The organism is Rhodococcus xishaensis (assembly GCF_004011825.1).
Lineage (GTDB): Bacteria > Actinomycetota > Actinomycetes > Mycobacteriales > Mycobacteriaceae > Prescottella > Prescottella xishaensis.
On sequence record NZ_RKLO01000006.1, the window covers coordinates 162,024 to 179,108 of the forward strand.

A 17,085-nucleotide genomic window follows, 5' to 3' on the forward strand; every position below is an offset into this window, starting at 1 on the left:
CCACGACGGACGATCGGATTTGTATGTCTGCGGACCACCACTCGGCTGCCCCCTTGCTCGACGGGGCGGTGGCCAATCTGCCCGTCACCGCAGCACAGTCCGAGATCCTCGTCGCGCAGCAACTCGACCCGCTGAGCACCGTCTACAACCTCTCCCTCGTCGCCGAGGTCACGGGTGCGATCGACTTGGACGGGCTGGCCTTGGCGATCCGTCGTACCGTCGCCGACGCTGAGGCTCTGCACGTCCGGTTCCGGGTGGGCGATGATCACACCCTGCACCAAGTGCCCGCACCGGCCGATGCGTGGCCGCTCGATGTGGTCGATGTGCGTGGCGCCGCCGACCCCGAGGCCGCAGCGCAGGCCTGGATGGACCGCGACATGGCGACGGTCGTCGACGTCACTGGCGACGACGCGCTGTTCGCGCACGCGCTGTTCCGCCTCGCCGACGACCACGTCGTCTGGTACCAGCGCTACCACCACAGCATCGTCGACGGCCTCGGCATTTCGCTGATCGTCGCGGACGTGGTGGCGCGCTACAGCGATTCGAACCTCGGGGATCCGGAACTCGAGTCGAAGGCGGGGCAGTGGTCGCTGCGGGACCTCGTCGACGCCGACGTCGAGTACCGCAGTTCGGCCCGGTTCACCGCCGACCGCGACTACTGGCTCACCGAGATCCTCGAGGCGCCCGAGCCGCCGCAGTTATGTGCCGGAGGTACCGACGGGGCAGGGATTTCGGGGCCACCCGAGTCCACGACGGTTCTCATCGACGCCGCCATCGCCGATGCGCTGTACGCATTCGCGGCGGAGGCGGGAATCCGACGCACCCGCCTGCCGATGGCGCTGCTCGTTGCGTATCTGCACCGCATCACCGGCCTGCGGGACCTCACTCTGTCGATACCGATGGCGGCCCGTGTCGGGCGCGCGATGCGCCGTACACCGGGAATGGCGTCAACGATCCTGCCGGTGACGTTCCACGTGGACCCGGAGTCGACGGTCGGGGAGCTCGCCCGCGCGATCGACGCACGGTTGGTCACGGCGTTGCGGCACGGCCGTTACCGCGGTGGGGATCTCGACCGCGAGGTGCGGGCGATAGACCCGGACCGTCGCGTCTTCGGGCCGGGCATCAACTCGATGATGTTCGAGCATCCGGTCGAGCTCGACGGCAACCCGACGCGCATCCGTAGCTCGGTCACCGGGCCGGTACGAGACCTTGACTTCTCCATCCAGGGCGGCGAGGACGGCGAGCCGATCCGCATCGACCTGCGTGCACCTGCCGGAAATCGCGACGAGCTGATGCGGCACCGGGATCGACTGACACACTTCATCTCTCAGTTCCTGAAAGATCCCGTGGTCACCGTGGGTGCGCTCGAACCGATGACCGACGACGAGCGCCGGCGGGTGCTCGTGGGCTGGAACGACACCGACGAACCGCAGCCGTCGCACACTGTGCCGCAACTCTTCGCCGATGCCGTCCGCCGGGACGCCGACGCCGAGGCACTCGTGGCGGGCGACCGCCGGCTCACCTACCGCGAGCTCTCCGAGCGTGTCGCGCAGTTGGCGCACCACCTGCGCGAGCGGGGGCTGGCGCCGGAGGAGGTCGTGGCGGTGGCACTGCCGCGGTCGGCGGAGATGGTCGTCGGCCTGCTCGCGGTGTTGTGCGCGGGCGGCGCGTTCGTGCCGCTCGATCCGTCGTGGCCACAGGAGCGCCGGGACCGGGTCCGCGCCGACGCGCGCGCCCGCCTGGTGCTCACCGGACCGGGCGGCGTCGACGGGGGGGCGGATTCCGTCCTGGTCGATCTCGACGACTGGGCGCACGCAGACCTGCCCACCGACCTACCGGATCCCGAACTCGACGGCCGTCGCCTCGCGTACGTGATCTTCACATCCGGCTCGACGGGACGACCCAAGGGCGCGATGATCCGCCATGAGGCGATCGGCGCGCGCCTCGTGTGGCAGCGCGAACGGGTCCTCGGCTTCGGTCCCGACGATGCGTCGTTGTTCAAGGCGCCGCTGTCGTTCGACATTTCGATCAACGAGATCCTGCTGCCGCTCGTATCGGGCGGGCGCCTGGTCGTCACCGAACCGGGCGGCGAGCGTGATCCGCAGTACCTGCTCGATCTCATTGCGCGCGAACGGGTCACGTTCGTGTACCTGGTGTCGTCGATGCTGGACGTTCTGCTCGACCTCGCCCGCGGCACCGACCTGCTGTCCGGGCTGCGGCACGTGTGGTGCGGCGGGGAGGTACTGACCCCGGACCTGTTCGACCGGTTCCGGCGCCAGCTGTCGACGACGCTCTACCACGGGTACGGGCCCGCCGAGGCAACCATCGGCGTCTCACACGTGATCTACCGCGACGATGCCGCTCGCATCGCGACGTCGATCGGCCGTCCCAACCCCAATACCCAGCTGTACGTGCTCGACTCCCAGTTGCGCCCGGTACCCGAGGGGATCGGCGGGGAGTTGTACGCGGGTGGCTATCTCCTCGGACGCGGGTACGTCGGCGCGTCCGGTCTCACGGCCGCGCGTTTCGTCGCGAACCCGTTCGCGGACGACGGCTCGCGGCTCTATCGCACGGGCGATCTGGCGCGGTGGGCCCCGGACGGCAGCCTGGACTTCCTAGGTCGTGCGGACAATCAGGTCAAGATCCGCGGAATGCGCCTCGAACTGGAGGACGTCGAAGCCGCACTGGCCTCCAACCCGGACGTGCGGCACGGTGCCGTCCTGGTCCGCAAGACACCGGTCGGGGCTAACTACCTGGCAGCGTATGTCGTTGCGAACGGTGATCGGGAGGTCACCGCTGACGACCTACGGGCCTGGGCGGCGGACAGACTGCCCGAGTACATGGTGCCGTCGGCGTTCGTGATGCTCGACGCGTTTCCGCTGACCCCGAACGGGAAGTTGGACCGCCGGGCGCTGCCCGAACCCGATCTGACCGCGGCCGCCGAGCACGTCGCACCGCGCACCGACCTCGAGGCGACGCTGTGCGCGTTGATCGCCGGCGTACTCGGGCTGGAGCGGGTGGGCGTGACGGACGACTTCTTCGCGCTCGGCGGTGACAGCATCGTCGCGATACAGCTCGTGAGCCAGGCTCGGCGTGAAGGTCTTTCGGTCAGCGCCCGTGACGTGTTCCAGCTACGGACCGCGGGCGCGCTCGCGGCCGCGTTGTACGGACGGGTAACCGACCGCGCCGACGCCGACGACGTCGCGGCGGGCGCAGTCGCGGCGACGCCGGTCGTCGCCCGGGTGTGCGGTGCCGGCGCAAGCGTGCGCACTTTCCACCAGTGGGTGCTGGTGCAGATACCGGCCGGGCTCGGCGAGGAGACCGCGACCGCGGCCCTGCAGGCGGTCGTCGACCGGCACGACGCACTGCGGGCACGCTGGGATCGGCAGACCGGAACGCTCGTGGTGCCCGACGAGAGTGTGCCGGCGACGGTGCACGTTTCCGAACTCCCCGACGGCTCCGATGCCGCCGACGCCGTCATCGCCGCAGAGCGTGCGGCCGCCGTCGACCTGCTCGACCCCGAGTCCGGAATCATGTTGCAGGCAGTGCTGTTCCACCGCGCGGATGCGCCCGGGCAACTATTGCTCGTGGGTCATCACCTCGTCGTCGACGGGGTGTCCTGGCGGATCCTCGTCGAGGACTTCGCCCGCGCCGCCACCGCCCTCGCCGGTGGGACCCAGGCCCCGGCCGCCGTGGAGCTGCCCCCGGTCGGGACGTCGCTGCGCCGGTGGTCCCAGTTGCTGGACGAGCGGGTCCGCGGCGGGGCGTTCGAAGACGAACTCGACTACTGGCGGTCGGTGACTGCCACCGGTTCGCTCGAGATCGGCTCACGCGCCGTCGATCCCGCACTCGACACGTGGGCCGAAGCGGACGCCACGACCGTGCAGACGATGCCGGAGGTCACCGCACCGCTGCTCGCCGAGGTGCCCGTCGCCTACCACACCGGTGTCGGTGACGTCCTCGTCGCTGCTTTGGCGCTGGCGCTGCGGCGCTGGCGCGGTAGCGACCGCGCCGACGTCCTGGTCGACCTCGAGGGACACGGCCGCGAGGAACACCTGGTGCGCCTTCCGGGCACCGCACTGGACGTCTCGCGGACGGTCGGATGGTTCACCACCGTCTACCCGGTCCGCCTGCAGATGGAGACCGACAACGTCCCGTCCGCGCTTCGGTCCGTCAAGGAACAGCTTCGTCGCATCCCGAACAACGGATTCGGTTACGGCGCGCTGCGATTCCTGAGCGGAGTGGGTGGCGATCTTGCAGCCGGCACCACGCCGCCGGTGCTGTTCAACTACCTCGGCCGGGTCACGTCCGGTGCGGGCGTCGACTGGCTTCCCGCCGCGACCGGCGGCGGCAGTGATCCCGCGATGCCGATCGGACACGCCCTCACCGTCGACGTGATCGCCACTGACGGCCCCGACGGACCGACGTTGCACACCACGCTCACTCGGGCCGGGGGTGTGCTGTCTCAGGCCGAGGTCGACGAGTTCGCCGCCCACTGGGCTGCTGCGCTGCGCGAGGTCGCCGCGTCCGCAACGGACGGTGGCCACACCCCGTCGGACTTCCCGTTGGTGCCGATGGCACAGGCGGACGTCGACCAGCTCGCCGAGTCGACACCGACGTTGTCCGACGTCCTGCCGACCACCCCACTGCAGGACGGCATCTACTTCCACAGCGTCTACGAGCGTGGCATTCACGAGCGTGACGGGTCCGTGGACACGGAACCCGACCCGTACGTCGTCCAGCAGGTGGTGGAGTTGACCGGCGAGGTCGACGCGATCGCAATGCACCGAGCGCTGCAAGGCGTCGTCGACCGGCACGACGTGCTCCGGGCGGGGCTGCGCCCGCTGTCCGACGGCCGTGTGGTGCAGGTGATCTCGGCGCGAGCCGACGTCCCCATCGCGGTGCTGGACCTTTCCGGCGACCCCGACTGGTTGGACGCGGTCGACCGCCTCCTCGCCGCTGATCGGGTGCGCGGCTTCGACTTCGAACATCCGCCTCTCGTCCGCTACACCCTGGTGCGGATCGATCAGGCGAGGTTCCTGCTGTTGCAGTCGATCCACCACGTCGTCGCGGACGGCTGGTCGGTGCCGGTGATGCTTCGCGAGCTCATGGCGCTCTACAGTCCGGCGGGTCCGCCGCCCGCCCTTCCCGCCCCGGCGCCGTACCGCGCCTACCTCGAGTGGCTGGCGTCCCGCGACCGCGACAGGTCGCTCGAGGCGTGGCGCGTCGCGCTTGCCGGAGCGGACGAGCCACCCGCCCTGCCTGGGACCCCGACCGCTGGTGCGACCGAGGTTCGGAGCGTGGAGGTTGCGCTGTCGGCGGTCGCGACGGAGGCGCTCGAGCGGCTCGGCCGTGAGCGCGGACTGACGACCAGCACGCTCATCCACGGTGCGTGGGGCATGCTGCTGGCCCGCTTGACCGGACGTCGCGACGTGCTGTTCGGGTCGACGGTATCCGGCCGAGGCGGCGATCTGCCCGGCATCGAGGCGATGGTCGGCTTGTTCATCAACACGGTTCCCGCTCGGCTGCGACTGTCCACCGAGGAGACCCCGGCGGAGATCCTCTCGCGCTGGCAGTCCGAGCAGTCGGGACTGCTCGACCACCAGTACGTGGGCCTCGGTGAACTGCGTCGCCTGACCGGGCTGCAGGAACTGTTCGAGACGCTCGTCGTGGTCGAGAACTATCCGATCGGCAACACGTCGATCGCCGATCCGTCGGGCGCTGTGCAGATCGCCGGAATCCGGTTCGACGAGCACCCGCCGTACCCGTTGACACTCATCGCGGTTCCCGGCGACCGGTTGCGGTTGGAGGTGAAGTACGACGCCGCACGCGTCGGCGACGCGACCGCGGCGCAGATGGCCGATGGTCTGCTGGCCGTGCTGTCTCTGCTCCCGGAGACCATCGACGGCCCGGTCGCCGCGGTGGAGTTGGCCGACCGGCCCGCGCCCACCCCGCGGACCGAGTTCCCGGACGCGACCGTCCCCGCACTGCTCGAGGCACGGGCCGAGCGGAACCCCGACGCGATCGCGGTGGAGTTCGAGGGCCGCTCGCTGACGTACGCGCAGCTCCACGAGCGGGCAAACCGACTGGCGCACCTGCTGATCGAGCGTGGGGTCCGCCCTGAGTCGAGGGTGGCCGTTGCGTTGCCGCGCTCCCTCGAACTGGTGGTGGCACTGCTCGCAGTTGGCAAAGCCGGCGGCGCCTACGTCCCCCTCGACACCGGGTACCCCGCCGAACGACTGGGGTACATGCTCGAGGACTCTGCTCCGGTGTGCTTGCTGACGTCGGCGGATGCCGTCGCGGATCTGCCGCGTGGTGGAGCGGAGACGATCGCCGTCGACGAGGTCGACCTCGACGCGTACCCGACTGATCGACCCCGAGTCGCACTGTGCCCGCAGCATGCGGCCTACGTGATCTACACGTCCGGCTCCACCGGACGGCCCAAGGGTGTCGTGGTCCCGCACACGGGCGTGGTGAACCGGCTCCTGTGGATGCAGTCCTTCCGACCGATCCTCGCCACCGATCGTGTGCTGCAGAAGACACCGTCGAGTTTCGACGTCTCGGTGCCGGAGTTCTTCGGCCCCCTCCTCGCCGGGGCGACGCTGGTTCTGGCACGGCCCGACGGACACCGTGATCCGCAGTACCTGGCGGAGTTGATCGCCGAGGCACGGATCACCCGCGCGCACTTCGTGCCGTCGATGCTGGAGTTGTTCCTCGCCGAGCCGAAGGCACGGGCGTGCGGTGGGATGCGCGTGGTCGCCTCCAGTGGTGAAGCTCTGCCGCTCGCGGTGGCTCGCCGGTTCTCCGAGGTGCTCCCCGGGGCCGTGCTCGACAACCTGTACGGACCCACCGAGGCCTCGGTGGAGGTCAGCTTCGCCGCGGCGGTGCAGGCCCTGTCAGCCGAAGCGACCGTGGTGCCGATCGGTGTACCGGTCTCGAATACCGCTCTGTACGTCCTGGATCCGTATCTACTACCTGTCGCCGACGGGGGAGTGGGCGAGCTGTACCTGGCCGGGCCGCAGCTGGCGCGTGGCTACCTCGGCCGCCCCGCTGCCACGGGCGACCGGTTCGTCGCCGATCCGTTCGGCGCGCCCGGCGACCGCATGTACCGCACCGGCGACGTCGTGCGCCGAAACGGGGACGGCGCGATCGAGTTCCTGGGACGCGCCGACGACCAGGTCAAGCTGCGGGGCTTCCGCGTCGAGTTGGGGGAGATCGAGGCGCAGTTGGCGTCGCACCCCGACGTGACCCGGGCTGCCGCGGTGATCCGCGAGGACGTCCCCGGCCACCAGCAACTCGTCGGGTACCTCGTTGCCGATCCCGCTCTCGACACCGAGACCGTTCGCCGCCACCTCGCACGGACGTTGCCCGGGTTCATGGTGCCCGCCGCGTTCGTGGTCGTCGACGCTCTCCCGCTGAGCCCGAGCGGCAAGCTGGACCGGCGCGCCCTCCCGGCACCGAACGTCGCGACACCCACGCCTACAACGGATTCGGCCTTGTCTCCTCTTGTGTCGGCGTCCCCTCGTGTGTCGACCCTCGTGGGACTGGTCGCCGAGGTGCTCGGTCTCGACGCCGTCGGGGAGGACGACGACTTCTTCGCCCTCGGGGGCGACAGCATTCTCGCGATCCGGCTCGTGAACCTGGCTCGCCGCGAGAACATCTCGATCACCCCCCGGCAGATCTTCGAACAACGCACCGCACGAGCCCTTGCCCGACTGATCGGCGACGACGCGCCTGTCGTGCAGCAAGACGCTGTGCGCGAACGGGTCGACCCCACCGGCGACCTGCCTCCGTTGCCCGTCGTCCACCGGCTCTCGGAGTGGAGCGGTGGCACCAATCGGTTCAACCAGGCCGTGCTGCTGCACAGTCCCGTCGGTGCGACCACCCAGAACCTCACGGCCGCATTGCAGTCCGTTCTCGACCATCACGACGGACTCCGTCAGCAGTTGACCCGGCATGCGGCGGGAGTGTGGTCGCTGCACATCGCCGCCTCGGGCTCAGTCGTACCGTCGCTGCACCGGGTCGACGTCGCCGGCTACGACGACACGCAGTTGCGAGCGGTGATCGAGTCCGAGTCGAACGCTGCGGCGGACCGCCTCGACCCAGAGTCGGGCGCGATGCTCGAGGCCGTGTGGTTCGACGCGGGCGACGCCGAACCCGGGCGACTGCTGCTGGTTGCGCACCACCTCGTCGTCGACGGCGTCTCGTGGCGGGTACTGCTCGAGGACCTGCCGATGTCGTGGGTGGCGGCGCAGTCCGGCCAGCCCGCCGCGCTGGACCCGGTGGGCACTTCCGTGAAGGAGTACGCGGAACTGGTCGCCGCTCAGGCGCAGCGGCCCGCCCGCCTGCGCGAGCTGGCGCACTGGACCGCGGTCACCGCTCCGGGAGCCGAACTGGTGCCGTCCGCGCAGGGGGACGCCACGATCGCGACCGGATCCCGCCGGAGTGTGCGGCTGTCGGTCGCCGACACCGAAGCCGTGCTCATGGCCGTGCCCGCTCTCGCGCACGCCGACGTCACCGACGTTCTGGTGGCCGCGCTGCGCATCGCGGTAGACCGCTGGTTCGCCGGGCAGGGCCGCGAGGCCGACCTGCTGATCGACCTCGAACGGCACGGCCGTGAGGAACTGGTGCCTGGCATCGACCTGTCCCGCACCGTCGGCTGGTTCACCAACATCACCCCGGTCCGCTTGCGTGGGACCTTGTCCGTGGGCGCGTCTGTGACTTCCGGGGGGACTTCCGGGGGCTCGCCGATCGAGGTCCTCAAGGACGTCAAGGAGAGCCTCCGGGCGGCACCGGATGGTGGCATCGGTTTCGGCATGCTCCGCTACGTCAACGGCCGAACCGCCGGGTTGCTGCGGTCCGGCGCTCAGGCGCAGGTGCTGTTCAACTACCTCGGCCGGACACCCGCCGGCCTTGTCGGTCCGTGGACGACCGCTCCCGAAACCGACTCGTTGGCAACCGATCCCGACATCGACATGGGCGGACCGTACCGTCTGCTGGTGAACGCACTGTGCGAGGACACCCCCGATGGCCCGGTGCTCGGTGCGGTGTTCGGGTGGTCCGAGCCGGACCTGTCCGCATCGGATGCCGAGACGATCAGCGACGGCTGGGCGGTCGCGTTGCAGGAACTCGCGGCGATCGCGTCCGATCACTCCGGGCCGGGACTGCTCACCCCGTCCGACGTTCCACTCGCCGCGCTCACCCAGTCCGAGATCGACACGGTCACCGCGGCAGCCCCGGCTGGGGTGGAGACCATCTGGCCGCTGTCACCGCTGCAGGAGGGCCTGTACTTCCAGGCCGCAATCGCTGACGGCGCCGACATCTACACGGCCCAGTTCTCGCTGGACTTCGATCGGCACCTGGATCTGGAGCGGCTCGCCACCGCCATCCGCACGCTGCAGCGCCGCAACCCGACGCTGCGCGCCGGGTTCGTCAGCGCCGGGCTGACTGCCCCGGTGCAGTTCGTCAGCGCCGGACTGGACGTTCCGATCATCGAGGTCGACCTGCGCGACCTGGATGATGAGGCACGCGAGGTCCGCGCCACGCAGCTGATGCTCGAGGACCGGCTCACCCCGTTCGATCTGACTGCACCGCCGCTGTGGCGCGCGATGGTCCTGCGACTGTCCGACGCGCGCGACCGCCTGGTGATCAACCGTCAGTTCCTGCTGTGGGACGGCTGGTCCAACGGCCTCGTCGTCAGCCAGCTCCTCGCGCTGTACGAGGAGGGTGGCGACGACACCGGATTCTTCACTCCCGAAAACGGATTCGACGACTACCTGTCCTGGCTCGCCAGGCGGGACGGAGACGTTGCGAACGGTGCATGGGCACGGGCGCTGTCCGGGATCGAGGAGCCGACATTGCTCGCTCGGCGCACCGGCGAGCCCGCGGGACTTCCCGACCGCCGCGACGCGGTGCTCTCCCGCGAACTCGGCGAGCGGCTACACACACAAGCCGCCCGTACCGGCGTGACGCTCAACGCCATCCTCAGCGCGGCACTCGGGCTCGTGCTCGCCGGCGCGACCGGCCGCACCGACGTCGTGTTCGGTGCAACCGTCGCGGGCCGGCCTCCTGAGGTGCCGGGCATAGACTCCGTGGCCGGCATGTTCCTGAACACCGTGCCAGTGCGGATGTCGTTGCGACCGAACGAGTCCGTCGCGGATCTCATGCGTCGCACACAGTCGGGGCGGCTCGAACTGATGCCGTACGACTACCTCGGACTCGCGACGATCCAGCGAGCGAGCGAGCACCGCGAACTCTTCGACGTGCTGTACGTGTTGCAGAACTTCGTCGACGAGCGGCAGGTGTCGGCGCTGCATGCCGCCCACGACATCAGCGGCGGCGACAGCATCGACCACACGCACTACCCGCTGACAGTGGTCGTCACCCCGGGCACCGAGACCAAGGTGAAGTTCGAGTTCCATCCCGACAAGGTGTCGGCGTCCGACACCGAACGCCTGCTGGCGGGATTCGTGCGGTTGCTCGAGCAGTTCGCCGATGACGTGGACGTGCCCGTCGGGCGGACGGGCACTCTCGCACCGCCTGACCGCGCCCGCCTGGAAGCCCGGCTCACCGAGACCACACACCCGGTGCCGGAGAAGACGATCGCGGACCTGTTCACCGCGACCGCACAGCGGATCCCCGACGCGACCGCGCTGGTGTTCGGCGACGACCTCGTCACCTACGCGGACCTCGACGCGAGGATCAACCGCCTGGCGCGGATGCTGCTCGCACACGGTGCCGGCCCGGAACGGATCGTCGCTCTGGCACTGCCGCGGTCGGTGGAGACCGTCGTCGCGCTTTTCGCAGTGCTGCGGACCGGCGCCGCGTATCTCCCGCTCGAACTCGATCACCCCTCCGAGCGCCTGGTCGGGATGCTCGAGGACGCACGACCGGTGACGATGGTGACCACCACGGCGGTCGCCGAAACCCTCAGCGCGGCAACGGTCGATGTGATCCTGCTCGACGACTCGGCGGTTCACGACACGCTCCGAGCCACCGACGACTCGGTCCTCGCCGACGCCGAACTCGGCGGCTTCGCACCCGGAACCCCGGGCCGCATGGACCATCCCGCGTACGTGATCTACACGTCGGGCTCCACCGGCAAGCCCAAGGGTGTGGTGACGCCGTACCGCGGCTTGACCAACATGCAGTTCAACCACCGCGAGGAGATCTTCGAACCCATCGTTCGTTCCGGGGGCGGGCGCACGCTGCGCATCGCTCACACCGTGTCGTTCGCGTTCGACATGTCCTGGGAAGAGTTGCTGTGGCTCGTCGAGGGGCACGAGGTGCACATCTGCGACGAGACGCTGCGTCGTGACGCGCGGGCGCTCGTCGAGTACGGCGACCGGCACGCGATCGACGTCGTCAACGTGACGCCGACCTACGCACGGCACCTGATCGAGGACGGGTTGCTCGAGGACGGGCCGGGACAGCACCGGCCCCCGCTGGTCCTGCTCGGCGGTGAAGCCGTCTCCGACCAGGTGTGGGACGCGTTGCGCGAGACCGACGGAACCTGCGGCTACAACCTGTACGGCCCCACCGAGTACACCATCAACACGCTCGGCGGTGGCACCAGCGACAGTGTGACGCCCACGGTGGGCCGGCCGATCTGGAACACCGTCGCGCACATCCTCGACGGCTGGCTCCGCCCCGTCCCGGACGGGGTCGCGGGCGAACTGTACATCTCCGGTGTCGGACTCGCGCGCGGCTACCTCGGCCGGTTCGGCCTGACCGCTGAGCGGTTCGTCGCCGACTCGATCGTCGGCGGTGGCGCTCGCATGTACCGCACCGGCGATCTCGTCAGACGTGGACCCGACGGCAACATCGACTTCCTCGGGCGCACCGACGACCAGGTGAAGATCCGCGGGCATCGCGTGGAACTGGGCGAGGTCGAAGCGGTGCTGGCCGCGCACGACTCGGTGCGGCAGGCCGCGGTGATCGCCGACGCCGGGCCCGGCGGCATCAAGCGCCTGGTCGCCTACGTGGTGTCGGCACACGCGACCCCGTCCGCGGAGGTGGCCGCTCACGCGCGCAAGGCGCTGCCGGACTACATGGTTCCGGTCGCTTTCATCGCCGTCGAGACGTTGCCGATGACCGTCAACGGCAAACTCGACGTGCGCGCGCTGCCGTCTGCGGACACCGTCCTCGGACGCGCCGGGGGTGAGTCCCGCGCGCCGCGGAACCCCGTCGAAGACACGCTGTGCCGGCTGTTCGGCGAGGTTCTCGAGCTTCCCGAGGACACGGGACCCGGGATCGACGACAACTTCTTCGACCTCGGCGGTCACTCATTGCTCGCGACCCGGCTCATGAGCCGGGCACGTGCCGAATTGTCCGCCGAGTTGACGATGCGGGACCTGTTCGAGGCGCCCACTGTGGCCGAACTCGCGGAGCGCATCGCGGGTCGATCCGAGTCGATCCGTCCGGTCCTGGTCACGGGACAGCGACCCGACCATCTGCCGCTCTCGCCTGCGCAACAGCGGCTGTGGCTGATCCAGCAGATCGAGAAGGGCAGCCAGGAGGGCACAGAGAAGGGCACCGAGCAGGACACAGCGGCGTCCTCCGCCTACAACTTCCCGATCGTTCTGCGCCTACGCGGTCTCCTCGACGTCGAGGCGTTCACACAGGCCCTCGGTGACGTCGTCGCCCGACACGAGGTGCTCCGCACTGTGTTCGACGAGCACGAAGGCGATCCGGTCCAGGTGATCCTGGACGACGCCCACCTCGAGGTGAACGTTCTCGACGCCCAACCCGACGACGCAGAGCCCGACGAGGCCAGCCGCCTAGTGGCGGCCGCCGTCGCCCGACCGTTCGACCTAGCCTCCGAGATCCCCGTGCGTGCCACGGTGATCCGTGTCGGTGATGACGAGTACGTTCTTGCCCTCGTTCTGCATCACATTGCAACCGACGAATGGTCGGACCGGCCGTTCCTGCGGGACCTGATGGTCGCCTACGCGGCCCGCATCCACGGCGCGGCACCCGAATGGACGCCACTACCGGTGCAGTACGCGGACTACACGTTGTGGCAGCGGGCGTTGCTCGGCGATCCGTCCGATGCCGACTCGCTGATCAGCCGCCAACTCGACTACTGGACAGAGGTTCTCGACGGCGCGCCCGAGGAACTGGCGCTGCCCACCGACCGCACGCGGGCTGCCCGGCCCAGCTTCGCCGGCGGTGCAATCGAACTGGACCTTGCCGCAGAGACAACCGTCGCCCTGCGAGCCCTCGCCCGTGAACGCGGCGCGAGCATGTTCATGGTGCTGCACGCCGCTTCGGCGGCTCTGCTGCACCGGCTGGGTGCCGGCGACGACCTGCCGTTGGGGGCGCCGGTCGCCGGGCGCGCCGAGCAGGGCCTCGACGATCTCGTCGGCTTCTTCGTCAACACCGTCGTGCTCCGCACCGATGTCTCGGGCGACCCGACGTTCGCGCAGCTGCTGGGCCGGGTCAAGGAGCTCGACCTGGCGGCGTTCTCGCACGCGGACGTGCCGTTCGAGTCGGTCGTCGAACGCGTCAATCCGGCGCGCACGCTGGCCCGGAATCCGTTGTTCCAGGTGATGGTCGGCTACCACAGCCGAGTCGCCGAGGCGGTGTCGTCGCCGGAGCTGACGCTCGCGTCGGTGTCGTCGTCGGACCTGGCGCTCGCGCCGGTGTCGATCGAGGAGCGCAGCGCCAAATTCGATCTCGCGTTCAACTGGACCGAGTTCCTCGACGAGGACCGGGTGCAATTGCGGCTCGAGTACAGCGCCGACCTGTTCGACCACGACACCGCCACGCGCATAGCGCGCCGCCAAGCGGCCGTACTCGGTGCTGTCGCGTCGAATCCCACGGCCCGTGTATCCGCCGTCGACGTGTTCCTCGACGGTGAACGCGGCGCCGTCCTGCACCAGTTCAACGACACGCTCCGCCCGGTCGAGGAGCTGACGTTGCCGGACGCCTTCGACCGCTGGGTGCGGTGGACCCCCGATGCTGTGGCCGTGTCGGACCGGGACGGCGCGGCCACCTTCGCCGAGCTCGACGAGCGGTCCCGGCGCATTGCCGGAGTGCTCGCCTCACGTGGGATTCGCACTGAAAGCGTTGTGGGTCTAGCGGTCCCGAGGTCGATCGACATGGTCGCCGCGGTCCTCGGGGTGCTGCGGCTGGGCGCGGCGTACCTGCCGCTCGATCTCACCCATCCGGCGGACCGCATAACGTACATGCTCGAGGACTCGGGTGCTCAGATCCTGCTCACCACAGCGCCCGAATCGGCGCGAATCGTGACCGACGTGACCAGGGTGCTGCTCGACGATCCGGACGTGCGGGGCGAACTCGCAGGTCCACTGCCCGACGACCTGCCAACCCCGCCTGGGGGCCTCGACCATGCGGCCTACGTCATCTACACGTCTGGATCGACGGGACGGCCCAAGGGCGCTGTGCTGCCGCACGAGGGCATCATGAGCTTGGTCGCCACGGCCGAGGACCGGATGAGGCTCACGACCGGTTCGGTGGTCATGCAGTTCGCGTCTGTCGGCTTCGACGTCGCTGTGTTCGAGTTGTCGATGGCGCTGTGCACAGGGTCGAGGTTGGTGATCATCCCGGAGGAGGCGCGGGTTGCCGGACCGGAGCTCACCGATTTCATGCACGAGCGTGGCGTCACGCATGCGATCCTGCCGCCGTCGCTGATGGCGGCGCTGCCTCCGGGATGCCTTGTACCGGAGGGTTGCACCGTGCTTGTGGGCACCGAGACGGTGCCGCCGGACCTCGTCGGACGCTGGGCCGAGCGACTGAATCTGTTGGCCGCCTACGGGCTCACCGAGGCAACCGTCAACAACACTCTGTGGCAGGCGCAGCCGGGCTGGACCGAGGCGGTGCCGATCGGCATCCCCGACCCCAACGAACAGGCATACGTGCTCGACGACCTGCTGCGTCCGGTACCGCCGGGCATCGCCGGCGAGCTGTACATCGCCGGGCGTGGCCTGGCTCGTGGCTACCTCGGCAGGCCGGCGCTCACGGCGGGACGGTTCGTCGCGAACCCGTTCGGTCCCGGCCGCATGTACCGCACCGGGGACCGAGCCCGGTGGCGGGTGGACGGGAACATCGACTTCCTCGGCCGCGTCGACGACCAGGTGAAGATCCGCGGATTCAGGATCGAACTCGGCGAGATCATTGCCGCGCTCTCGAGCCATCCGGCGGTCAGCCAGGCCGCGGTGGTCGCGGATCGGGACGTCGGCATCACCCGCCTCGTCGGGTATGTCTCGCCCGAGTTCGACGACGGCGCGGACTCCGTTGTCGCCGTGGACGCCTCCGACGTCAAGGCACATGCTGCGGGACTGCTGCCGGACTACATGGTGCCCACCATGGTCGTGGTATTGCCGGGTGCACTGCCCCTCACCCCGAACGGCAAGCTCGACCGCCGGGCGCTGCCCGCGCCGGACTGGGCGGCCCTGGCCGGAGATGGCACTCCGCGCGACGAGGTCGAACGGCAACTCTGCGAGATCTTCTCGGAGATCCTGCATCTGCCGGCGGTCGGCGTCCACGACGGCTTCTTCGACCTCGGAGGGCACTCCATGGCGTCGATGAGACTCGTCGGACGGGTCCGCGCCCTGTTCGGGTGCGAGATCACCATCCGGGACATCTTCGACACCCCGACGGTGGCAGAACTGGCCGAGGTCGTTCGCCGCCGCAACACACCCGCTCGGCCGGCGCTCGTCGCGGCCGGCGCCGCGACACCCGTTCCGTTGGCGCCCGCACAGCGACTGCACTGGTTGCGGCATCGTGCGGCGGGTTCGTCCGCGCGCGCCGACCACGCGCTCGCGCTGCGACTGCACGAGACGATCGACGCGGACGTGTTGGCACGGGCGCTCGATGATGTCGTCGACCGCCATGTCACGCTGCGAACCGTGTTCGCTCCAGATGGTTCGGAGGTGTTCGCCTACGACGGTCCGCGGCCAGGAATCGACGTCATCGAGGTGGGTGATGACGACCTGTACCGTCGGGCGTACGAGTTGGCGCAGTTGCGGATCGACCTCACCGGAGAAGCGCCGCTGCGAGTGCATGTGGTCAGTGACGACGCCGGACGTCAGGTGCTCCTGCTGACGATGCACCATCTCGCGGTCGACGAGTGGTCGGTAGTGCCGCTACTCGGAGACCTGTTGTCCGCGTATGTATTCCGTTCTTCTGGTGTCGAGCCGCAGTGGGAGCCACTCACGGTGGAGTACCCCGACTACGTGCGGTGGCAGCACGTGGTGCTCGGCGATCCGGCCGATCCGGATAGTCGGCACGCGCGCCAGCTCGACTACTGGCGGAAGCGGTTGTCGGGCATGCCGGCCCGGATCCCTCTCCCCGCCCCGGCGGGGATGCGAGAGGCGCGCCGCGAGATGGTGCCAATCGAGATCGATGCCGGTCTGCACGAGGGGATCGACCGGCTAGCCGGCCGCACCGGGACAAGCATGTTCATGGTGCTGCAAGCGGCGTTGGCGACGCTATTGACGATGCACGGTGCGGGCAGCGACATTCCGATCGGTGCGCTCGTCGCGGGGCGGACGGAGGACGCGCTCGCGCCGATGGTCGGGTGCTTCTTCAACCTCGTTGTGATGCGGACCGACACGAGCGGAACGCCCGACTTCGAGGAGTTGCTCGCCCGGATCCGCGTCTCCAATCTCGACGCGCTCGATCATCCGGATGTCGGTTTCGCCGACGTCGCCGCCGAAATCGATGGCGTGGGATCCGGAAGCCGCTTCCCCCAGGTGATGCTGATACACCACGAGCAGGCGCGCTTCGACGCGCTCGACGGCGTACTGGACGGGTTCTTGCCGGTGCCGGTCGGGTTGCCGTCCGCGGAGTTGGCGCTCAGCTTCTACGAACCGGTCGGCCCCGGTCCGGTCCATGCCTACTTCGAGTTCTCGACCGCAACCGTCGATGGTGACGTTGTCGCGGCATGGGCGCGCGAGCTGCCGGCGCTGCTGACCTCGGTCGTGGATGCCAGCGAAGGAAGGTGACGGGGAAGGGAAGTGATGGCTTTGTGACGAGCCACACCCTGTCCGAATGATCCCTTAGGGTTACTTAATGAGGATAGCCTTTGCTATCTTCTGCAACGGACAAAGAACGAACCAA

Annotated in this window: 1 protein-coding gene; it reads left to right on the forward strand. The window is 69.2% G+C overall.

Going from position 1 to position 17,085, the window contains the following annotated elements:
• The first annotated feature begins 23 nt into the window (after window positions 1–23).
• The gene (locus EGT50_RS14980) at window positions 24–16,970 is read left to right on the forward strand and encodes a non-ribosomal peptide synthase/polyketide synthase (protein ID WP_127955461.1); all 16,947 of its coding nucleotides are present in this window, start codon (window positions 24–26) and stop codon (window positions 16,968–16,970) included.
• Window positions 16,971–17,085 lie beyond the last annotated feature (115 nt).

Coding starts and splice junctions, on each gene's coding strand:
- EGT50_RS14980 (WP_127955461.1), top strand. CDS start 24: ATGTCTGCGGACCACCACTCGGCTGCCCCCTTGCTCGACGGGGCGGTG.